At 54.2% G+C, this 23268-nt stretch carries 16 protein-coding genes; 7 read left to right on the top strand and 9 right to left on the bottom strand.

Annotated features, from left to right (window positions below):
• The 7 genes from HNR38_RS08260 to HNR38_RS08230 form a co-directional block, all read left to right on the top strand.
• Window positions 1-2742: RHS repeat-associated core domain-containing protein (locus HNR38_RS08260; protein WP_183701993.1), on the top strand; the 2742-nt coding region annotated here is incomplete at its 5' end.
• On the top strand, window positions 2739-3161 hold the full coding sequence (locus tag HNR38_RS08255; protein WP_183701991.1) for a hypothetical protein: 423 nt from the start codon (window positions 2739-2741) through the stop codon (window positions 3159-3161). The genes HNR38_RS08260 and HNR38_RS08255, both read left to right, overlap by 4 nt.
• Before the next feature lie 120 nt (window positions 3162-3281).
• Window positions 3282-10019 (top strand): putative Ig domain-containing protein, encoded by a 6738-nt coding sequence (locus HNR38_RS08250; protein ID WP_183701989.1) that lies wholly within the window; start codon window positions 3282-3284, stop codon window positions 10017-10019.
• Between the two features lie 175 nt (window positions 10020-10194).
• Window positions 10195-10503 carry a hypothetical protein gene (locus HNR38_RS08245; RefSeq protein WP_183701987.1) on the top strand — a complete coding sequence of 103 codons (309 nt, stop codon included), beginning with the start codon at window positions 10195-10197 and terminating at the stop codon, window positions 10501-10503.
• Window positions 10504-10559: 56 nt separating this feature from the next.
• On the top strand, window positions 10560-14027 hold the full coding sequence (locus HNR38_RS08240) for an RHS repeat domain-containing protein (protein ID WP_183701985.1): 3468 nt from the start codon (window positions 10560-10562) through the stop codon (window positions 14025-14027).
• Between the two features lie 20 nt (window positions 14028-14047).
• Complete coding sequence (locus tag HNR38_RS08235; protein ID WP_183701983.1) at window positions 14048-14983, top strand: RHS repeat-associated core domain-containing protein; 936 nt, start codon at window positions 14048-14050, stop codon at window positions 14981-14983.
• Complete coding sequence (locus HNR38_RS08230) at window positions 14980-15315, top strand: hypothetical protein (RefSeq protein ID WP_183701981.1); 336 nt, start codon at window positions 14980-14982, stop codon at window positions 15313-15315. Before HNR38_RS08235 ends, HNR38_RS08230 begins: the two co-directional genes overlap by 4 nt.
• A 101-nt stretch (window positions 15316-15416) precedes the next feature.
• Here the strand turns inward: HNR38_RS08230 and gspM are convergent, their stop codons facing one another.
• The 9 genes from gspM to gspE are packed head-to-tail and all read right to left on the bottom strand — an operon-like array spanning window position 15417 to window position 23130.
• A complete protein-coding gene (gene gspM / locus HNR38_RS08225) occupies window positions 15417-15947 on the bottom strand; it encodes a type II secretion system protein GspM (protein WP_183701979.1) in 531 nt (176 codons plus the stop codon).
• Between the two features lies 1 nt (window position 15948).
• The gene (gspL, locus tag HNR38_RS08220) at window positions 15949-17256 is read right to left on the bottom strand and encodes a type II secretion system protein GspL (protein WP_183701978.1); all 1308 of its coding nucleotides are present in this window, start codon (window positions 17254-17256) and stop codon (window positions 15949-15951) included.
• Window positions 17257-17266: 10 nt separating this feature from the next.
• On the bottom strand, window positions 17267-18262 hold the full coding sequence (gene gspK / locus HNR38_RS08215; protein WP_183701976.1) for a type II secretion system minor pseudopilin GspK: 996 nt from the start codon (window positions 18260-18262) through the stop codon (window positions 17267-17269).
• The gene (gspJ, locus tag HNR38_RS08210) at window positions 18259-18966 is read right to left on the bottom strand and encodes a type II secretion system minor pseudopilin GspJ (protein ID WP_183701974.1); all 708 of its coding nucleotides are present in this window, start codon (window positions 18964-18966) and stop codon (window positions 18259-18261) included. Before gspJ ends, gspK begins: the two co-directional genes overlap by 4 nt.
• A complete protein-coding gene (gspI, locus tag HNR38_RS08205; RefSeq protein ID WP_246362545.1) occupies window positions 18963-19370 on the bottom strand; it encodes a type II secretion system minor pseudopilin GspI in 408 nt (135 codons plus the stop codon). Before gspI ends, gspJ begins: the two co-directional genes overlap by 4 nt.
• On the bottom strand, window positions 19367-19897 hold the full coding sequence (gspH, locus tag HNR38_RS08200) for a type II secretion system minor pseudopilin GspH (RefSeq protein WP_281380395.1): 531 nt from the start codon (window positions 19895-19897) through the stop codon (window positions 19367-19369). Before gspH ends, gspI begins: the two co-directional genes overlap by 4 nt.
• Before the next feature lie 2 nt (window positions 19898-19899).
• The gene (gene gspG, locus HNR38_RS08195; protein WP_183701970.1) at window positions 19900-20367 is read right to left on the bottom strand and encodes a type II secretion system major pseudopilin GspG; all 468 of its coding nucleotides are present in this window, start codon (window positions 20365-20367) and stop codon (window positions 19900-19902) included.
• 43 nt (window positions 20368-20410) lie between these two features.
• On the bottom strand, window positions 20411-21625 hold the full coding sequence (gspF, locus tag HNR38_RS08190) for a type II secretion system inner membrane protein GspF (protein ID WP_183701968.1): 1215 nt from the start codon (window positions 21623-21625) through the stop codon (window positions 20411-20413).
• A gap of 2 nt (window positions 21626-21627) precedes the next feature.
• Complete coding sequence (gene gspE / locus HNR38_RS08185) at window positions 21628-23130, bottom strand: type II secretion system ATPase GspE (protein WP_183701966.1); 1503 nt, start codon at window positions 23128-23130, stop codon at window positions 21628-21630.
• Window positions 23131-23268: the final 138 nt, after the last annotated feature.

The following is a 23268-nucleotide window of genomic DNA, read 5'->3' as shown; positions in this document are numbered from 1 at the left end:
GTGAACCGGCTGGGTGTGCGAACGGAATGGGACTATGACAGCAATGGGCGGGTTACCGAGCTCAGAGAGGCGGCTGGATTGCCGGAACAAAGAACCACCCGCTACGCATACCCGGACGCACTAACGCGAGTGAAAACCCAAGTGGGTGACGAGTACACTCCGGATGCCGTTACCACCAATGTCCAGGATCAATATGGCAACCTGGCCCGGCACACCGACGCCGAAGGCAACACCACGGAGTACAGCTACAACGCCCAGGGCAAAACCTTAACGGAAACCAGGCCCTCGGGAGCCGTTTACAGCTATGAGTACGATCCACAGGGTAACCTGACTAAAAAGACGGATCCTCTGGACCGGGCGACCCGCTATGAGTATGACAAGGCGGGCAACCTGCAAACCATGACGTGGCCGAACCAGGCCGTTACAACATACGGATACAATGTTCTGAATCGAAGAGCATCAGTGACCGATGCCCTGAATCATACGACGGAAACCGTCTATGATCGGGCAACCCGGAGTTTCACGCTGAAAGACCCGAGAGACGCCGAAACCGAGATGCGCCTGAACGCTCAGGGCTTCCCCGCACTGAAAGAAGACCCAAACGGCAATGTTACCCGGCAAACCTATGATGATGGGCGATTAGCCGCAACCCAATACCCAACCTTTGAGCAGAGTTACGAATACGCAGTCGGGTCTCGCCTCAAACGCATCACGGACCATTACGATGGACAACAGGCCGTGACGCAGATTCAACTGGATCCGTATGGGCAATTGAAGAAGAGGGTGGATGCCAAACAGAACCCGGAATACAGAGACTACGATGGTCTGGGACGCCTGATCCGGATCATAGATGCCATCGGCGGAGTCACCCGCCTGACCTACGATACCCACGGTAACCTGGTTAAGGTGACCGACCCCGAGGACCGCAGCACCTGGTTCGAGTACAACGGCAACGGCCAGGTAGTGGCGGAAGAGCGGAGGCCGGCCCCTGGAGAAGTCAACCGCCGGACCTATGAATATAACGCTGATGGTGATCTTCACATCGAGATTACGCCAAACGGGGAAAAAGTTGATTATGATTACAACCCCGCAGGTGAACTAACCAAACTGACGTTCTATCCGGACCAAAACACAAGTACGCCGGAACAGGTGACAGAGTTCAAGTACAACGATCTGGGGCTACTCGAATCCTACGACGAAGGCGAAACCTCTGGCAGCTACAACTACGATAAACTGGGGCAACTGCTCACTTCCACAATTGACTACGGTCCTTTCTCCAAGACCATCAGCTACACCTACGATTCTGCGGGCAATATTGCTACCTACACCAACCCGGAGCAGATTACCTACCAGTACACCTACGGTGCCAACGGCCAGGTAGAGAGCATAGACATTCCCGGTGCGGGCTTGGTGAGTTTTACCGATTATCAGTGGAACAAGCCGACCCGAATTCAGTTACCCGGTGGCAGCGTGATCCAGCGCCAGTATGATGGCCTTCAGCGTATGGCAAGTAACAGCTTGAAGGATCCTGCCCAGCAATCGTTGATGAACGTGGTGTACGGCTACGACTCAGTGGGTAACATCACCGGGCAGTCCACGGAACATGGTGAGTACAGTTACGGCTACGACGACCTGTACCGACTGGCCGGCGCCGACTACCCGCAAGCTCAGAACGAAACCTTCACCTACGATGGGGTCGGCAACCGGGCTAGTTACAACGGCGGCGACAGTTGGCAGTACAATGACGCCAACCAGCTTACCGCTGAAAGCGACACTACATACAAATACAACACCAATGGACACATGACGCAAAAAACCGTGGGGGATGAAACCACCTACTATATCTATGATAGTCAAGAGCGACTGGTTCGGGTTGAAAATAGTGAGGGCAATGTAATGGCGCGTTATGGATTCAACCCATTCGGCCTTCGTTTGTGGAAAGAGGTGGGGGGAGTCAAAACCTATTTTTTCTACAATCAATCAGGACTGGTAGGTGAATACACAAGTGCAGGCGACCTGATCAAGGAATACCAGTATGCGGTCAAGTCCCCATGGATGACCAATCCCTTGCTCCAGCGGGACAGTGGAGAAGTCTACTTTTATCAGAACGATCATCTGGGCACGCCTCAGCGGATGGTGGCCAAATCCGGTGCTGTGGTGTGGCAGTCAAGTTACATGGCGTTCGGTAAGGCACCGCTTTTTATCACAAAAATCTCGAACAATCTCCGATTTCCGGGACAGTATTTCGATCAAGAAACTGAGTTTTACCACAACTATTTTCGGGATTACGATCCGACGTTAGGGCGGTATATTCAATTCGATCCCATAGGGTTGAAGGGCGGAGTTAATGGGTATTCATATACATATAATAACCCTATTAATTACTCTGATCCGTATGGTCTTAATCCTCTGTTGTTTTTGGCTGGATGCACAGCTAAAGACGGAGCAAAGAAGTATGAGCAAGATGTTGCGAGTAATGAGTTCAATCGTGATGTTTTCGAGTGGCAGAAAATCAGGGATAAAATGATGCAACAATGTGGAGAGGATCATTGTGATCAGCCTGTTAAGAATAATGAATGTGAGAGAGCCGCAGAGCAATGGTATAAGGATAAGATGAAGGATTCATTTTCTAGGTTTAATGAAAGGATGGAGAAAATTAGAAACGTTTATAAAAAATGGGATTTTGTGTGTTCTTTCCCGATGAAGAGGATTGTTCCTATTCGGGGAGTTCGGCTGAGATGAGTATTTTTTTTAAGCGCGTTATTTTATCATTTTTTGTTATTTTTCCAGGGTTTTCATTAGCCGGGATAGATTTTGAAGGGTGTCATGAGTCTATAAGTGAGGCTAAAGCTATAGTTGATGAATCTATCGCATTTTTCTCTAGCGAGGATTTCGAATTTACTATGCTGGAGGATGGAGGTTCTGCCTCAACTGTTATAAAAAAATTGAATGACGAATTGTCTTTTATTGAAGAATGTTCGGAGGCTGGTCGGTATCTTCATGAAGTAGACAATTATGTTCCCTCAATTGCTGTAAAACGGAAATTCTTTGTTTCGGAAATTGAGCGCCAAAAGGCCATCGATGAGCATCTAAGGTCAGTAGATCTGATCTTGTACACGCTGAAAGACATTATGAGTGATTTATCCAGTATGAGTAGATAAGAAAAACTAGCAGTTATGATGGTTTTGGGCTTGGATGGCCCATTTCCTGCGTAAAGTCGGCAGAAGGGAATTTAGGGTATGAGATGGGTGCGAGTACTAGGTTGGCTATACATTATATGGATGTTGTTATTCGCATCCCAGGTCTCTGCTCAGGAATCCCTCTGCGCAGTCGTCAAAATCGAAATCGCCCAGGAATTGACCCTCGAGCGTCAGGGTTTCGAGGCCAATATGCGCATCACCAACAGCCTGGACACCCTGGCGTTGGAGCAGGTGACCATTGACTTGCTGTTTGAGGATGCGGATGGCAACGTGGTGGTGGCATCGTCTGATCCCGATCATGACAGCGCCAGCTTCTTTATCAGCCTGGATGACTACGCCGGGATCAATTCCGTGGAAACGGGGGCCAATGGTGCACTGACCGATGGCAAGATTGACCCGGCCGAGGTGGCAGACCTGCGCTGGTTGATTGTGCCGACGGTGGGTGCGGGTGGTGACGATGGTGAGGGCCGCCTCTATTACGTGGGTGCCGAGTTGTCCTTCACCTACGGTGGAGAGAGCCAGACCATGGACGTCTCACCTGACACCATCGTGGTTAAGCCCCAGCCCAATCTCACCCTGGATTACTTCCTGCCGGAAGAAGTGAATGGAGACAACCCCTTCACTCCTGAGATCGAGCCCGTTGAGCCCTATCATCTGGGCGTTCGCATCGCCAATAACGGCAGCGGCCCTGCCCGCTCCGTTAAAATCCAGTCTGCACAGCCGACTATTGTTGAAAACGAGCGGGGGCTGCTGGTGGATTTTTTGATCACCGGTAGCTTTATTGATGATCAATCTGCCAGCAAAAGCCTCTTGCTGAATTTTGGTGATATTCCCGCCGATGCCAATAAAACCGGCTGCTGGGTGATGGAAACCTCGCTGACAGGTCGGTTTACAGAGTTTGATGCCACTGTCAGCCATGCCGATGAGTTTGGTGGCGAACTCACCTCCCTGATCGAATCCATCAATACCCATCGGCTGGTGCATGATGTGCTTCTGGACCTGCCTGGCCGGGATACCGTGCGCGACTTTCTGGCGGAGGCGGGCACGAGCCTCCGTGTTTATGAGTCTGAGTCCACGGGCACGAACCTCGCAGACTGCAGCGACTGCTTGGCCGTTACCTCGCGCAATGGCTCACTGGGCTCGGCCACAGCAGGCGGGGCCGGCGTTAATAGAATCCTGACGACCAGCTCGGCCGCAGGACCTGTGCACATCAAAACGAGCGATCCCTATGAGGGCAGTGAGCCACTGACGGCCGTCATCCGGGCTGATGGCAAGGTTCTGCCCCCGGCCAACTACTGGTTATCCAAGAGCATCCAGGACGACAAGATCCATTACGATTACTACGTCAACGTTTTCGATACGACCGGTGACAGCAGCTACACCCTCACCTTTGGTGGTGAGGTCCAGGTGAACCAGCCGCCGGTCATCCAGCCCATTGCCAGCTATACCGGTTATGAAACCGGACAGGTTGGTTTTCTGGTTCAATCCTCTGATCCGGACAAGTCCACCCCGGAGTTGGTGGCCAGTAACCTGCCCGCCGGTGCGACGTTTGAAGACAAGGGCAATGGCCAGGGCGTGTTCAACTGGCATCCCCAGGTGGGCCAGGCAGGCAGTTATCAGCCGATGTTTGCCGCGTCAGACGGGGCGCTCAATGCCACCCGTTCCACGACCGTCACCATCTTTCCGGAGGATGATCGGGACGGTGACGGCATGTCCGATGATTGGGAGCGGGCGAATTTTGGTGATCTGAGCCGGGATGGCACCGGGGACTTCGACGGCGACGGCATTCTGGACCTGGACGAGTATCGCCGGGACAGTGACCCCACCGTGGCACAGCAGGCACCGGCTACGCCACAACTGGCTTCACCTGCGTTTGGTGCGGAGGTTTCCACCCGCACCCCTGTGCTCCAGGTAACCAATGGCTCACACGGCGGCAGTATCGGCGCCGTGGATTACACGTTTGAAGTCTATGAAGACGAAAGCCTGACCCGCCAGGTCGGCGTTATCAGTGGCGTACCCGAGGGAGAAGCCACCACGGAAGTCACTCTGGACAATTACACCCTAGGCGCCACGCTCAGCGACAATACCACTTATTACTGGCGGGCCAATGCGCGCACGGCGGCGGGGTCCAGTGAATGGGTTAATGGCCGCTTCTTTGTGAACACCGCGAATGACCTGCCGGTGGCATTCAGTGTCAGCAAGCCGTCGGACATGACATTGGTGGACACACTGACCCCGACTCTGATTACCAACAACAGCTCGGATATTGATGGTGACACCCTGAGCTACAGCTTTGCTGTTTACGGCGAAGACGATGCCGGCCTTACTGATCCGGTAGCGGAAGTGAGCGGAGTGTCCCAGGGCAATGGCGGCCAGACGGCCTGGACAGTTTCCCGCCCGTTAATCAATGGCCAGCTCTACTACTGGGTGGCCAGTGTAACCGACGAACATGGCGCCACCACGGCGGCGGATCCCGCCAGTTTCATTGTGTCCACTTCCAATCTCGCTCCATCGGCCCCGGTGGTTGAGGCTCCCGGCGAGGGTCAGGTTGTTCCCGAAACCACGGTTACCCTCCAGGTAGGCAACGCCCGGGATCCGGAGCGCCGCAGCCTGGAATACTGGTTCGAGCTGGATGAAGTGGACACGTTTGATAGCTCGGCCCTTCAGGCTTCACCCGCCATAACGGAAGGCAATGGAACCACCACTTGGAGCGTGGAGGGCCTGGAAAGAGGGCAAATCTACTACTGGCGCGCCAAGGCGGATGACGGCTCTGCCCATGGGCCATGGATGACAGCCAGCTTCCGGGTATACACCGATGCCAAACCGCCGACCCTGCCAACACTGGGCAACCCTGCACCGGACGCCTGGGTGGAGGTGCTGGCTCCGGCGTTGTCCGTGCACCCGGCAACAGACCCGAATGGCGATGCGGTGTCCTACCAGTTTGAACTCTATGCCGACGAGGGTCTGGAGGAAACCGTTGATCAGGCCACCGTCGACACTTTGTCATGGACACCCTCTCAGCCACTGGCGAACCATGAATATTATTACTGGCGCGCCCGTGCGATGGATGCCGGAGGCCTGGCCAGTGCCTGGTCCCAGTCTCAGAGATTTTTCATCAACAAGGACGGCATCGACGACGCACCGACTCTGGAATTCGTCCAGCCCGATGAGGACATTGATACCTACGGCGGCAATATTCTGTTGCAGTGGGTCGATAGCGACCCGGACAGCGATGCCACTATCGACCTGTACTACAACGGAAACCATCCCATCGCGGTGGGTATTCCCGAGAACGACGATGGCGAGGGTGACCGCTATCGCTGGAACATCGATGGCTTGCCGGTAGGTACCTACACCGTTTCAGCCGTGATCAGCGATGGCTTGAACGAGGTACCTGTGGATGCATGTTGCACCATCACCAAATCCAGCCGGGAGCTGGCGGCGAAGGTGACGGCGGTTACGGAAAACCGGACTGACGAAAGCGGCCTGTCTACCGCCGAGTTTGATGTGGTGCTGGATGGCGCTCCAAGGGTGGATACCAGCGTGGTACTCAACGTCTCCCTGTCGGATGATACCGAAGGCCGCATCCTGGATGACCTGACCTATCTGGAGTTCACGACGGAGAACTGGTCAGAACCTCAAAGGATCCGTGTGCAGGGGGTTGATGACTGCGAGACAGATGGCGATATCCGTTACCACCTTCAGTTTGCTCCGGCCGTCAGTTCAGACCCGACGTTTGAAGGCACCCTCACGCCAGCGGTTGAGATCGTTAACCGTGATAATGAGCAAACCGGGCAATCACTGTTTATCTGTGACTATCAACCGGTGGGGCAACAGAGCTCTGGTGGCCAGGTGCAGTATGAATATCGCGCCCGATTGACCAATCGGGGGCTGGGCATTAACGGCGCGAGCGCAGACGCTACGGCCCAGCAGCCGGAAATGTCCCTGGTGGCGGGTATGCCCGTGAGCTTCCCTGCTGCCGCCCGTGGTGAGAGTGTATGGAGTGAGGGCAGCTTTACGGTGTCTGTGCCAACCGGACTGCAGCCCAACCTGGCGTCTATTGCGTGGTCCATTGCAGGCAGTGCGCCGTCGGTGGTGTCGACTCCGCCAGATGAGGCCATGGATGGCCAGGAATACACTTATCAGGTCATGGCCACCGGGCGTGCCGGGGATGTGTTCAGCTATTCCCTGGCGGATGCACCAGACGGCATGGTGATTGATACTTCCACCGGAAGGATCCAGTGGACACCCGAGATGGATCAGCAGGGCTCACAGCGTGTTGTGGTGGAAGTGCGCGATCAGTTTGGTGGGGTTTCCCGGCAGGCCTTCACGATTGAGGTATCCCCCAATGGCTCCATAGCGCGGGTGTTTGTGATTGATCTTAATCCGGAAGGCGATGCGGACTTCCACAGTGTCGAGGAGGCCCTTGCGGCGCTGCCCTCGGAATTTGTGCGGCCAATAACCCTCAGGCTTCGTTCCTCAGGGAACCAGGTGGATCATCAGGGCATTCACCTGGCGTCGGTTGCGCCCACCAGTGATAAGCCACTGACACTGGTTTTCGAGGAAAGCTACCAACTGGAGTTGAATGCGACTGCAAACGGAGACAGAGCGGTTGCAGTGAAGGTGCCCAATGTCCGGCTTCAGGGCGAAGGCGGCGGAATTCTGGTTCGAAACCAGGGCTTCGATAACGTCCTGGCGGTGGAGCTGGCTGCCCAGGGCGACAGCGGATTTGTCGCTGTGGAAAGGCTGCGTATACGGGGCGACATAACGGGCGAACCGCAAACGGCGGGCGGGGTCCTGAGCCGGATGAATGGTGTCCGGGCGCTGATCCGTAACAACGACATTCGGGGATTCCGTGGCGTCGATAACGGCTTTGCCGCACGGGTTTCCGGTGAGGTTTACCTGTACAACAACAGCCTGATCAAGAACCGGACGGGGCTGGTGGCAGAAGCGGTTACCGGGCGTATTGCCAACACTCTGGCGGTAGATAACGGTTCAGACTACCAGCTTCAGGGCGATGCCTGGCCACAAACGGCGAACAATCTTAGCTCTGATGCCAGCAGCCCGAATGCGGCTTTTCACGATCGGGCTGTGGAGTTTGTGGATGTGGGCGCAGGTAATTACGCACTGGCTCCCTGGGACGAGGGCGCCCGGGCACAGGGTGTGGATCTGAGCCAGGGCGTCCCCTTCAGTTTCACTGACGATATTAACCTCCAGACACGCGAGCAGCCCTGGGATATCGGCGCTTATGGCGTGGGGGAAGTCAGCAACTGGCCACCGGCCATCGACAGTGAGGCGGTGACCCAGGTTGATCAGGGGGAGGCCTATCTCTATCAGGTAGCTGCATCGGATGAAGATGGTGATTCGCTGACATACGACTTGGCGGAAGCACCGGCTGGCATGACGATTTCAGCCACCGGTGAAATCTCGTGGGAGCCATCGGAAGACCAGGTTGGCGATCACGAGGTCGTGGTTGAGGTCACCGATGGCCGCGGTGGTATTGCCCAGCAGCCCTTTACCTTGCTGGTATCGCCGGCAGGCAGCGGTGGCGCGCGCCTGGTGACCGTGGATACCGATCCTTCAACCGGGGCCGATTATGAGGATCTTCAGAGTGCCATTGAAGCCGAAGCGGGTGATCTGGAAACACCTCTTCTGATTCGTGTGCGGGCATCGTCGGGGATTTTGGACACTACGCCGGTGGTGATCGATGGTTTCAAGACCAATTCCGAGCAGCCCGTAACGATTGTCCTGGAAGCGGGATATCACTTGCTGGTGGACGCGTTGGAAGATGACGTATACGCCATGACGATCCGTGATGATTTTGTTCGTGTGCGTAGCACCGGCGGTCAGATTACCGTCCGGAACAATGGTTACGAGGGTGTTGGTGGCATCCGGGTTGAGCAGCAAAACCCGGGGGCTGTGGTGATGCTGGATGCCTTGAAACTGGTTGGCGCTATTACCGGTGAGCCATCAGATGGTAGCGGTATCCTTGCGGGGGATGCCAACGCAACTTATGTGCTCCGTAACAACCGGGTATCGGGCTTTACCGGCAGCTATACCAACCAGGGTATCACGACAGCCGGTCCGGCATTTGTCTACAACAACACGCTGATCGGCAATCGAATCGGCATGCGGGTGGAACACCCCGAGAGCCGTATTATTAATAACCTGTCGTCCGGCAACGCCAGCGACTATGAGTCCTGGTCTGGCACCTGGGGAACCACTGGGCACAACCTGAGTAGTGATGCCACCTCGCCCGATACGGGCTTCCGCAACAGGACCGTCGCTTTTGTTGACCGGCAGGACTCGGGCTTCCAGTTGGCGCCCTGGGATACGGCGGCTGTTGGCGAGGGCCAGGACCTCTCCACGGTGGAGGATTACGCGTTCGCCACGGATGCCAGTGGCGCCCAACGCACAACGCCCTGGGATATTGGGGCCTTGGGCGTTGGTGAGGTCAATAACTGGCCTCCCTCCATAACCTCTGATCCGAACACCCAGGCAACGCAGAATGAGCGGTTTACCTATCAGGTTGCAGCGGAAGATCCTGATGGCGACACCCTGACTTATGCGCTTCAACGGGCCCCAGGCGGTATGACTATTGGTTCGGATTCGGGTTTGATCGAGTGGACGCCGGGTTCAGGGCACGAAGGCGGGTATCCGGTAGTCGTTCAGGTTAGCGATGGTTATGGCGGCTCGGCCAAGCAGTCGTTCTCGGTCATCGTTGAAGCGGTGGAGGACGAGCCCGGTGGCGGCATCGTGGACATCGTGAAGTCGATTTTTGACTGGCTGAAAGACCTATTTAGTGGTTGGTTTGGCTGATTCCCGGAACCTTTGATTAACGCCCCTTCCGGGTTTGGAAGGGGCGGGATATTCCTTTCAGGTAGTTGTAGAGAGACCGTGTTAATTATGTAACGAATTGTAGTTGTGGGTAGCAAGGTTGATATCCTGTGCTATCAGTTAGGTTACGGATTGATCAAACACATGGAGTGTGCCAATGAATAATTCCGTAGCTTTTCTTACCTTCTTTTTCCTTTCCTCAACAGCAGCAATGGCTGGACAGCCTGCATCGGTGCCAGAGGGCGCCATTCCTATCGAGAACCGTGCAGAGATAGTCAGGAAGCTCAGTGGTCGCTCGGACTCGATGGAAGCTTTAGACGATCTGGGCCATTCGGGGCGGTCAATGCGCCACCTGTCGGCCGAGCCGGAAGCTCAAGCGTTTGTTCGGGCCGAAGCCTCAACTGGAAATTCTGAGGCCCCAAAAATCAAGAAACGTTCCGTGATAGCGAACCCCAACGCCAAATAACATTCACGACGCGAGAACGTTGCAAGGATGATTCGATACCTACATGGAGGTGACCAATGTCATTTCATTGCCAAGCTCTGTCTTGCCTATTGATAGGTGCAATGATTGCCTGCTCAGCGCAGGCGAATATCAGGGACTACTACGAGGAGCCAGGACTTAATCCCTTCAAAGAGACCATTAACGAGAATTTCGGTGAACACATTGATCCGTTTTCCGGGCAACTTCAACTGAGCTATACAGACCTGGTTATTCCAGGGAATGGTGGTTTCGATATCCGGATCAATCGTGTCTACAACAATCCTCAGGACGACTTTTTACCTTATAGCCCATATGGCTATGGCTGGTATATGCATTTCGGGCGTATTTCTGTACCAGATGCCCATGAGAACAAGATCTGCACTCAAAATCTCTGGTCAGTATCGGTGATCGACAACCCATCGCTGGAGCTATCCGATGGCAGTCGACAGCTTCTGGTACTCGCAGATCAGCACAGCCCTGAGCTGATTACCAAGCAATGGTGGAGCGCGACCTGCGATGGAAGCAGCAGCAGCGATATCATAGTGAAGTCTCCCGATGGCACCACCTACACGATGAATTACCGGGACTACGACACCGAGGGAACAAAGATTTATGCCACGCGCATCGAGGATGCTAACGGTAACTGGATGACCATCGACTACAACACCAACTCCCACGGTGTGACCTATATCGAATCGTTGAACACTAGTGATGGCCGCACGGTGACGTATGACTACGCAAACCTGGGTGGTGACGACACACGACTGACTTCCATTACCGCCAATGGCGAAACGTGGACTTATGAGCACACCTATACCGCGAACACCATTCCGGAGTTTGCTCAGCTTACAAAGGTCACCCGCCCGGACGGATTGAGCTGGGAATACACCTATTACCCGAACCTCAGTAACGGGGATGCCGGAAGCTTCGCCGTTGATACGGTTACCTATCCTTCTGGCGGTACCATCGAGTACGACTATGACTACGTGAGATTCAACTACGGCGTTCAGAAAAGAACCACGGTAGTTACCGAGAAGACAAACAGTGGGCGGGACATTGAAGAAGGCACCTGGTCATATGCCTATGTCCCGGCCTACGACGGGCAGTATGGTTATGATGAGACCCATATGGTTGCCCCAGACCATCAGCGGAGTTTCTACCACGTAGGCTATACAACCGACTTAAATATATGGGAGATCGGAACAAAACGACACGAGTTGGTCTACGATCTCCAGGGCAATCAGTTAGAGCAGTACGATTACAGCTACAGCAGCATGCTGCTATCGAACGAAAATTTCTGGCACGGCCGGGATACCACCAGAATTGACACCACCACTCAACTCCCATTACTCACAAGGGTCAATCATTGGCGCCAGGGCCGGGCGGCAGAGACCCAGTACTCGAACTTTGACGCCTATGGGAAGCCTCAGACCATCGTTGAGACAACCAGCAACAGTGGTTTGGCTGACCGCTCCCGTAGTCTTACCTACAGCCACTCGGGAAGTGACTGGATCCTCGGGTTAGTCACTCAGGAAGTCATTGACTATCCGAACAGCGCTCCGGTTACCCAGTGGATTACGAACAACACCTATGATGCCGCCGGGAACCTGTTGACCAATGATCAGTCCGGTGTCCTCACAACTTATACCTACACTGACGAAGGCGATGTAGAAACGGTTACCGATGCAAACGCCAATGTAACCACGTTCTCAGACTATCATCGGGGTGCTCCTCAGATTATTAACCGGCCTGAAGGAGTGACCGAATCCCAGGAGGTGAACGACGACGGAACCTTGTATTCATCGACCGATGGGCGAGGCTATACCACGCTGTATACTTGGGACGGACTCAACCGACTGACTGGAATTGATTACCCCATCAATTCCAATGTCGCCATCAGCTACGATGATGAGTCAGCCGTGTTGACGCGAGGGGCATATAAGGAAACCCGGTTATTTGATGGTTTCTGGCGCCCCTTGGGTATAAAGCGTGAGGATACAAATACCGCCTTATCCATTGAGGTAACCAAGGAGCGTGACGAAGTTGGCAATGTGACCTTTGAAAGCTACCCCAATAGCGCCCAAGGGAAAAACATGGCCTACGATGCGCTTCAGCGCCTCACCAGCATAACTTTCCCCGATCAGGCATCCCGCACTTTCAGCTATCCGAGTGGAACGACTGTTCTGGAAGTTGACGAGAATGGCCAGCAGACGGAGAAGCGCTTTGCCTACCATGGCAACATGGAAGACGGGTGGCTCATGACGATCCTCTCACCGGAAAGTCTTGGTACCCGCATTTCTCGTGACGGTTTGGGCCAGGTCTATCGAGTATTTCAAGGAGAGGTTCAGCAGGACGATCAGTTGTTCGGGTATGCTCGATTCTATACCCGGGACGCCCGTGGCTTCCTGATGCAGGAAACACATGAGGAAACAGGAACGACGGTATACGGTCGCGATAATGTCGGGAACATGACCAGCAAAGAAATTGGCTCAAGTGGCGTTGTTGAAACCCGGACCTACGATGACCTGAATCGTGTCCAGACCATTTCGTACTCCGATGGCACTCCGACTGCCACATATTCCTACGATGCGAACAGCAACCTGACGTCTGTCTCGAATTCGGCTGCCACCCGCACTTACAACTATGACCAGAACGGGAACCTGACGGGTGAATCACTCGCCATTGGCGGTGCCACATACGATGTGTTGTACGGAATTGATAATCTGGATTATCTGACCAGCGTGACCTACCCAAGTGGACGAGTAATCAATTACGGGACCAATGTGTTCGGTTGGCAGACGCAGGCTGGACCTTACGTTAACTCCGTCACGCACTATCCAAACGGTTCGTTGGATACCATGACCTATGCGAACGGCGTAATAACCGATCAGAACCTGGATAATCGGCTGCGGCCTGATTCGCTCGTGACGGATAATGGACAGCTCAATATTGTTGATCTGCAATTCGGGTACGACCTGGCGGGCAACCTGGACAGCATTGTCGATAATGCCGGCTCACTGCACGACAGAACCATCGGCTATGATGGCGTTAATCGCATGACCTCAGCTACCGGCCCATGGGGCACGGAGACCATCTCTTATGACGGTCGAGGCAACATACTTAGCCGCGACCGCAATGGTGATTTGCAGGAGTATTACTATAACTCCGACAAAATGACCTACCGGCTCTTCACAAACTTCTACTACGCCATCTCTCATGATGCCCGAGGCAACATGACCAGCGATGGCCCCAACGTTATGACCTATGATGGCGCGAACAATCTGACTTCCGTCGATACTGGCTCCGATGTCATCGATTATACCTATGATGGCGCAAATACCAGGGTGAGTCGGGCGTCGTCCACTGAGCTAACTAACGTGTTCTATTCGATCAAAGGGGATCTGCTGGGCGAGTACGACTCGTCAGCAGGCTTTAAAGAATACATCTACGTTGATTCCAAGGTTGCGGCGAAAGTTGTCGATGACACGGCTGTTGTCGGCCAATAAGCCTCAGGGAGGACCACATCATGAAAGTCACATCAGCAAACATATTGGCCGTTCTTGCGGTACTGGTGTTCGCCTCACTGCCTCTCAATGCAGAGGAGGTTGTGACCTATTACCACAACGATCAACTGGGGTCGCCGCTAGCGGCAACGGATAGTTCCGGGGCAGTCGTCTGGCAGCAGGCCTATGATCCCTGGGGGGAGCCCGTCACCACTACCGCCAACAACCGGGCATTCACTGGCAAATGGCGCGATCAGGGCACTGGGCTAAATGACTACTCTGCGCGATGGCAGAGTTCATCAATAGGGCGATTCACCCAAATTGATGATGCCCCGTGGAATGAATCAAACATTCATTCCTTCAACCGCTATGCATACGCGAACAATAGCCCCTACCGGTACAAGGATCCCGATGGGAATGTGCCGGTTGATACGATCTGGGACCTTGCCAACGTTATATACGACGGTGGCCGGATTATTTACGGTAAGGCAACCGGTAACGACCAAATAGTGGCGGAAGCCAATACGGACATGACCCTTGATTTGGTCGCCATGGCGACTCCCTATATACCGGCAGGTGCCAGCAAAGTTGCGAGGATGGTGGCGAAGGCAAGCAATGCTAAGACTGTTGCAAAGGCGGGACGTAGCGCAGGCGCTATGGCTCGAAGAGAGTATCGAGCGGCCAGCTACCACGGGAAAGCAGGAAATGCAGTTAAAAGCAAAGCACCTAAAAATGGGCAAGATGCTCTAGACATGTCGGTGCAGGTCAAAGGCACTTCTCCACGTCGAGTAGGAATAGATTATGAGACAGGAGAGTTTGCTGTTTTCGATCAAACTACTAATGGCGTATTTCATGGTCACGTTAGGGGGTGGAATGATCTCACAAGCCAAATGCAGAATGCGCTTCGTAAAGCGGGGATGGTCGACCGAAAAGGAAAGATACTTAGAGGTGGACAATGACATATGTTTACGATGAACCTAAGGATATAGATAAGTCGCAGTTCTTGAAGATTGTTGAATCTGGAATAATAGATCTCATATGTGATGCTATAGCTAGATCTCCAAACTTTATTGATGATTACGATTGGTTGCTGCATCAGTACAAAGTATTGCTATTTCATCCGGATTTAGAGGTTCGTGGAGTAACTATTACATCTATAGGGCATTTAGCGAGAATAAACGAGCATGCAAAGAAGGATGAATTGTTAGGGGTTTTGGGGCCTCTCATTTCCGACCACGATTTGGCAGGTAGGGTTGAAGATGCGATTGACGATATCAATACTTTTTTGTAAGGATTTGATGTCGGAAAGGGCGAAAGGAGCCGGTTAGTTAAGTACCCCCCATTTTAACCGCTTTGTTGAGTGGGGGGTGGACTTCCCCAACGCACAGGACACTACAGCGCAACTGTAATCCGTGCCGATACAGTTCCAGATTTCTCGCCCTGGTCCAGCGTTGCCTGGGTGATGGTGACTTTGTATTTTTGGGTCAGGGTCTCCAGCCATTTTGCAACGTTGGTAAAATGGGATTCGTTGACCCATAGGCTGACCTTTTCTTCACCACTCGGTTCAAGACGCTGGAGTTTGACATCCCCATCGTTGGCACTTGTGGTGATAAGCGACATCAACTGCCTTACGGAGTCGGGGGTGAGGTTGTTTTCTTCGGCGGCGCCCGAACTGGAGTTGGATAGGTCCTGCAGCCGATCGAGATCAGTCCGGTGTGCGATTATCCAGGCGTGAAGCTCTTCCGCTTTTGCCTGTGTCTGCTCTGCGTGCCCGAGATAATTCTCGCTGGGCCGGTAAATGCCCGCGTAAGCGACGACGACCACTACGGCGATTCCGAGTATAAGCAGCGCTCTGCGATCCTGTGGGCTCAATGTCTGGTATCGGTGGGTTAGTTTACGATACCAGGCGTGGTCGTTATTCATCTCAAAGCTCTCCTTTGACTGTGAGCCGTCCGTCGGTGCCTTCCGGATTGTTAATGACGGAACCGATGTCAGCGTCCAGGCCGCTGCTGGCTACTTCGTCACGGAACTGTGCCAGTTGGCGATAGCCTCCGCCCCGCAAATCCACGATCAGTTCGCCTCGTTGCTCGTTATAGCTGATGGATCTGAGTGTCAGGTCGGAGCCGGATTTCAGTGCTTGCTTATGGGCTTCGCCGGTTACCCGCATCAAATCGATAAACGAGGTGTTTGAGGTTTGGGGGCCGGCGACTCTCAACTGCCCTTTTATAACCCGCTGCAAGTTGTCCGGCCCTGATCGGGTGTCTTCAGGAAAGAACTGATGGTAGATGGCCATCGTTTCTGCGTTGATTTTTTCTGCCGCCTGATGGTGGTGAATGCCCATGCCCATGTTTATCCCGGCCTCTACCGCGAGCCACAGGGCTGCGGCTATGCCAAGCGGCCGCCAGATGCGCCAGTTAGAGCGGTTAGCGCTGCTGACCGAGAATGCCTTCTGGCAAAGGTTGATCGGTGCTCCCCGGTGTTTCTGATAATTCTCGGCGAGCCAGGTTGTCAGCGAGGTCGGTGCTTCCGGATCACCTTCCGGAGCGATGAATTCCGGGAATTCGGTTTGCGCCAGCGTGTGTTCCGCATCTGGCGGTATGCACCAGTAACGCAGTGGAATCTTTGCCGAAGCCTCGTTGGTGTCGTGTTCTTGGGTGGACTGCAACGTCATGGCAAAGACGGATAACTCTGAAGCCGGTAACGAAATCCACAGTTGATCCTGATACCGGGCAATAATCTGGTCATTCGTTATCACTGCTGACCACCCGGATTCTGTCACGGGGAGTAACGAGGCGTCCGGAATCAGTGCCTCAATTTCGCCATTTTCCCAGTCCCCCATGACCTCAATCCATTCCCCCATCCGATAACGATCGATGACAGCAACGGGGTAAACGTCAGCTTGGCGAGCCCCGTGTGCAATATGGAGTGTCTCAACGGGCTGAGCGAGTTGGTCTTCGACGGCATAGGGCAAGGCCTGGTTTAAGGTCGCCTGGTTTACCCTGCCTGGGATCCTCGCGCTGCAATAGGTCACGTCGATGGTTGGGAGAAGACCAATAACCGAAACCGCTGGAATGTCCTGGTCTGTAAGCCACTGTTCGATGTCTTGTCGATGATCTCTGCCGTAGCCCGTGAGCTGGTTGTCCGGGCTGTAAACCGCCCACTCGTATTGGTCCGATTGTGGGCCGTCGCTTGTGAGGGTGAACAGGGGGCGGATGAACAATTGGTATTTCATCTTGTGGGCCTCACAGTATCGCGCTTGGTTTGTTGATTTTGACATTTCGCCCAAGGGAGCGATCGATCACAAATACTTTCCCCTGGTCATCCCGGTAGAGTCTCGTAATCATGCGTATAACGCCGCCGTCGTTACGGGCTACCTGGATGATTGCTTCAAAAAAATGAGAACTCACATGCAGCCGTTCAGACGGTATTGCGATGCCGGCAAACGCTGGCAGAGCAAGAAATTCAGTGATCTTTGAGAACGGTTTTTCTTTCCTTCGGTTATCGGCCGTTTGGGCTTCTTTACGGTTTATTCTGGGATGGAGGCTCATTATGACCGTTACAGGTGCTGAGTTTATGTTCAGGCCATTGCCCTTGATGGGCAACGCGGTTACGTAGGGCATGAGAGCCTGAACCTCTTCCTCTGTTGCGCCTTCCATAAGCCGTAACTCAGTAACCGAAGAGAAGGGCTGATTGGCTGACCTGTAAGGCGGTTGGCTGATCAGGTAGGCCCCATCTTCAGCGCCGTAAGGGCGCGTTTCCTCTTTGTTGCTGTCAATCCAGTCCACCAGGGTCTCAATGTGTAAGTTCTCAATGCCCAGGCTGGAAAACAGGTTGGTAAACCGTTGTTGGGTGAAAGAGTCTATGGTTCCCGACGGCGTCACCAGATCATTGAGGTTCAGGCGACCGGAGAGATCGTTGATCTGCAGGGACACCGACATATTGGTGTTTTCGACAGGCAGGGATACCGATTGGCCGAGCCACGCTTCGGTTAACGCATCAATCCGGGCCCCGTCTTTCGTGTCCTTCTCATGGTCTTTCTCAAGCATTCGCTTGGCAAGAATTTCGGCAGCAAGTGCAATTTCCTGCTGTTGTTGTTTTTCCAGGTACGCTTGGGTACGAAGTACCATTGTACTTTGCTTTTTCATGATCCCGGCGGTGATAAGAACGACCAGGGCCAACCCGAACAGGGTCATTATCAACGCGATGCCATTCTGGTTCTTGTTCGGAAGCAAAGTCATGAGCCGGTCTGTGCCTTCTCTGCCATCCCTTTTCGGTCATCCGGGAGTGAGGCGTTTTTAAAGGCTTGAATGGGGAGGGTGTCTGGCATGGCAAAGATTCGGTCAATTTTGCCAAATCGTTCATGCTCGATAACAATCCGAACCGCTCGGGGTAAGGCCCCATAATGATGCTGTAAGTTCTCCGTTCCTTGCTGGCTTTTATGCTGGGGCCATTGGTTTTGCCACTGCTCATCGACGAGCCAGTCCACCTGCAATGAGTGAACGTTATCGAGTTGGATGACTTCGACGGCGTTGTCTTCCTGTCCCTGGTCGAGTGTGACCCAGTCGGTTCTTGTGAGTTGTGAGCCAACCAGAGCCCAGCCAACCCGTTGCAGGTTGCTGCGCCGGCTCCCCAGTGGATTTCTCCAGCCCTGGCGGGTTAAAAGAATATCGAAGGATGGATGCTCGCCGGTTAACGCCGGAGTTAACTCTCCATACCGGTCGCGGGTCGGGCGATGAACGATCTGGAGGAAATCACGCTCCATTACTGTCATCGTGCGCTGAAGTTGTAAAAACTCCTTTGAGACTCGATCCACATGATCACGGGTGTTAAGGGTAGAGTGCAGGGTCTGCCAAAGAGCAATGCCAATGATTGAGGTGATGGTGATGGCCACGAGAACCTCGAGAAGAGTGAAGCCATGCTCTGAAGGTGCGTGGCTGCTCATTTTGTCTGCCTGCCGTCTTCAATAAAGGCTGAAAGTGTATAGACCGGCTTCGGTGCGGGGTCGGGCGGTCGAACCTGGGAAACCCTAACCTCTACGCGGTGCATGGCTTTCTCGGACGTATCCGTTATTGTTGTTTGGACCTCCCAGTTCTGGTTGGCGAACTCACGGGTGGTGTGGCTTTCTGTAACGGTTGAGCCCGAGGGCTTCAAGCGAAGCTCGGTAACCACGTTGCTGGCCAACCAACTGGCAAGGGTTTTGTCCCGAACCCGTTCCTGGGAAACAACGTATTGGCTGGTGACACTGACCGCTGCGCTGGCCAATAACGAGAACACGAGCAGTGCGACAAGCACTTCCAGGAGCGTGAAACCTATGCACGACCTTGCCCCTTTTGCCCGCATGGTCATCCTCCCCGCCCCTGGGTTTGTTGGAGCCTTATGGGCATGCCGCCGCTTGAGGTGATTTCATAAGCACTTGTGCCCGATTCGTCGGATAACGTCAGGGTAAACCCAGTAACCTCTCCGCTGGAGAGGAATATGACATCGGGCCGATGGCCGCTGTCTTCGTCGGTCAGCAGTGGTAGGCCCGCTCGCCGCTCGTGTAAGACTTTTATGCTTTCCGGGGCCGATTGGTCGCGCAATCTGCGATCAGTTGCCGGTTCCCAGCTTTCTGCCTCCCGGCTCAGTTTCAGGAATTCAAAACGCCCATCCTGGATGCGCAGCCCTATTTCCTCGTTTTCAAAGACGGCATACTCCCGGGCCGTTTCCATCTGCAGGTGGAGGTCATGGGCAAATTGATCCAGCTTTCTTTGTCCGAGGGAACCCGCCATGGAGAAGACAGCGACACTGACCAGCGAGCTTACCAGCACCAGTACAATCAGTATCTCGATCAGGGTGAACCCCTGCTCTGCGTTACTCGTCCCCGGAGAGCGCATGCTCAGGTACCTGCATCCCAGACATTGATGTCGGCGGCGTCCCCTTCTCCGCCTTCCTGGCCATCAGATCCCAGGGAGTACAGGTCATAAGGGCCGTCAACGCCCGGACTGACGTACTGATACGAGTTGCCCCAGGGGTCAACCGGAACGGACTTCATGTAACCGTTGCTGTTCCAGTTTTTGGGTTCTGGTGTCCCTGCAGGCTTGTTGACGAGGGCCTCGAGGCTTTGCTGGGTGGAAGGGTAATGGCTGTTATCAAGGCGATATAAATCGAGAGCGTTGGCAATGTTGCTTAACTGTGTTTCGGCAACGGTGACCCGGGCTTGATCACTCCGGCCCATAATATTGGGCGCAACAATGGCCACCAGCAGCCCGAGAATAACCATGACGACCATGATCTCAATCAGGGTGAAGCCGCGCTGAATACCGGCTTTGCACCCAGTGTGATGGTCATTCAGGTACCTTTGCATGTAAGTCATCTCCTTGACGGTTGGAATAGTGAATCCTGAGTCGTTATCCGACCAGGTTGCTCATGTTCAGGATGGGGAGCATGATTGCCAGAACAATAATGAGAACCACTGCGCCCATCACGAGCAACATAATGGGCTCGAACAGGCCAACGAGTGTTTCCACTTTGGCCTGTAGCGTGTTTTCCTGCATGCGGGCGGTGCGTTCCAGCATATCGTCCAGCTCACCGCTTGTTTCCCCGCTGGCGATCATGTGCAGCATCATGGGCGGGAAATAGCCGGCCTGCGTTAGCGCTTTATTGAGAGATCCGCCCTCGCTTACCGTTTTGGCTGCACTTGCCAGTCGCTCGCGCAAATGGTCATTACCCAGTACCTCGCCGGAAATGCGCATGGCTTCGACCAGTGGTACACCACTGGATGTCAGAATGCTCAACGTGCTGGCATACCGGGCTGTATTGTATCCCCGAACAAGCCCTCGAATGCCCCGCGCGTTTAACAGCCTTTTATGCACCACACGGCGAAAGGCCGGACGGTTTAACCAGATACGGAAGCCCACGAGGCTGGCAGCCATGAGCGCCAGCAAATAGATTCCCCAGGCTGACAGAAAATCCGACATTGCAAGCAGAGCCGATGTGAGGGGCGGCAGGCTTTGGCCCTGCTTGATAAAGACGTCGATTATGTCCGGGACGACATAGGAAACCAGAAACACGACGATGGACACCGCAACGATGGTAAGTATGACGGGATAGATCGTTGCCAACTGGATTTTTTGCCGGGCTTCCTGACGTTGTTCCGTGTGGTCCGCCAGACGATTCAAGACCAGATCAAGATGACCGGCATGCTCGCCCGCGGCCACCGTGGACCGATAGAGCCTGGGGAAAGCTTTGGGAAAGGCTGCCAAGCTGTCCGCTAATGTATAACCTTCAACTACCTTTGCTCTGACGGCTGAGAGAATGCTTCGGGTTCTGGGCTTTTCAGTCTGGGCGACCACTGCGCTTAGTGCCTGCTCCACAGGTATCCCTGCCTGAATCAGCGTTGCCAGTTGTCGGGTTATCAGGGCTAACTCCTGAACCTTGAGCGGTCGGCCTTTGAACAACTGGGCGCCCTGTTTCTTCTCAGTTGACGTACTCAACTCGACCGAGATTGGGACCATTCCATGGTCGCGCAATTGCTGTCGTACTAAACGGGGGCCGTCGGCTTCCAGTACCCCCTGAGTCGTCTTGCCCTGTTCGTTCAGGGCTTTGTAATTGAAGGCGGGCATGGCTACTGCTTCCTGTTGGTCACACGCATGACTTCTTCTATCGTTGTGATGCCCTGCAGTACCTTCTGCGCTCCGTCAGCCTGAATGCTGGGGAATTTGGACCTGGCTTCCGTCTCAAGAGCCCGCTCCCCGGCGCTTTGGTGAATAAGTACACCAAGGGCGTCGTCCACCGGCACGACTTCGTAAATGCCAATTCGGCCGCTGTATCCCAGCTGATTGCAGGCCGGGCAGCCACTTGCCTGGTATATGGTTGGGGGGGCGTCTGGATTTACCCCGAGGTACGAGCAATGCGTCGGCGTGGCTTCAACCGGGGTGCGACAGCTTCGGCAAAGAACCCTGACCAGCCGTTGAGCCACGATACCCACCAGTGAAGAGGAGATCAGGAAAGGTTCAATCCCCATATCCATTAACCGTGTAATGGCGCCGACAGCGGTGTTGGTATGGAGGGTCGACATCACGAGATGTCCGGTCAGGCTGGCCTGAACCGCTATCTCGGCTGTTTCGAGGTCCCGGATTTCACCGATCATAACCACATCGGGATCCTGGCGAAGTATCGCTCTGAGGCCACGGGCAAAGGTCATATCAACCTTGCTGTTCACTTGTATTTGACCGATGCCGGGCAGGTTGTATTCGATGGGGTCTTCGACCGTCATGATGTTACGGCTGCGATCATTGATGGCTTGCAGGCAGGCATAGAGGGTGGTGGATTTCCCTGACCCGGTTGGCCCGGTGACGAGAAGGATCCCGTGAGGTTCGTCGACGAGCGCCCTCATTTCACGAAGATCATTTTTGCTCATACCCAGTGACATCAGGTCAATGTGACCGGATTGTTTGTCCAGGATACGGAGAACAACGCGTTCGCCCTGGGCCGCCGGTATGGTTGAAACCCGGAGATCGATTTCCCTTCCGGCGACACGGAGAGCGATCCGGCCATCCTGTGGGACTCGCTTTTCGGCGATGTCGAGCCTGGCCATCACCTTGATACGCGATACAAGAAGTGGGGCTAATACCCTTCGCGGCTGCACCACTTCACGAAGGACTCCATCTATTCGGAAACGAACAACCAGTTGCTTTTCATAAGTTTCAATATGCACATCAGATGCATTGGTCTTCACCGCTTCCGTAAGGATGGCGTTGATCAACCGAATGATCGGAGCATCGTCTTCCTGCTCCAGCAAGTCCTCTGTTTCGGGCACGTAATCCGCCAACAACGCGAGGTCCGGATCGTCGCCGATGCCCTCGACCATTTGCATGGTTTCTTCAGAATCGTTCTGGTAGGCCTGATTCAATAACCGTTCAAATTTGGCGTTCTCAACGACTTCTATCCGGGCTTTTCCCTGGATCAGGCGGTTGGCTTCTGCAAGTGCTGAAGGAGAGGCATCACGGCGGAGGGCAATAATTGGCGCCTGGTTTTCATTGGTGGTAAGGACGACGCCCTGGCGCTTTGCGAAGGTAAAGGGTAGACGGGGTACCGCGCTGGTTTCCTCGGATTTTGGCGTTTGCATGAGGTCTCTCCGAACCATTGGGCGACACGTCCGGATATGTCGCCGATAGAAGTCTCCAGATCAATACAGGGGGTTTCCCATGTCGGGGAGACTAATTGCGGGCCGTTGTGCGGTTGGCATTCGTGCTGATATGACAGA

The organism is Marinobacter oulmenensis (assembly GCF_014201735.1).
GTDB lineage: Bacteria > Pseudomonadota > Gammaproteobacteria > Pseudomonadales > Oleiphilaceae > Marinobacter > Marinobacter oulmenensis.
The sequence above is the reverse complement of the archived record's forward strand: the minus strand, read 5'-3'. Positions and strand labels throughout refer to the sequence as shown.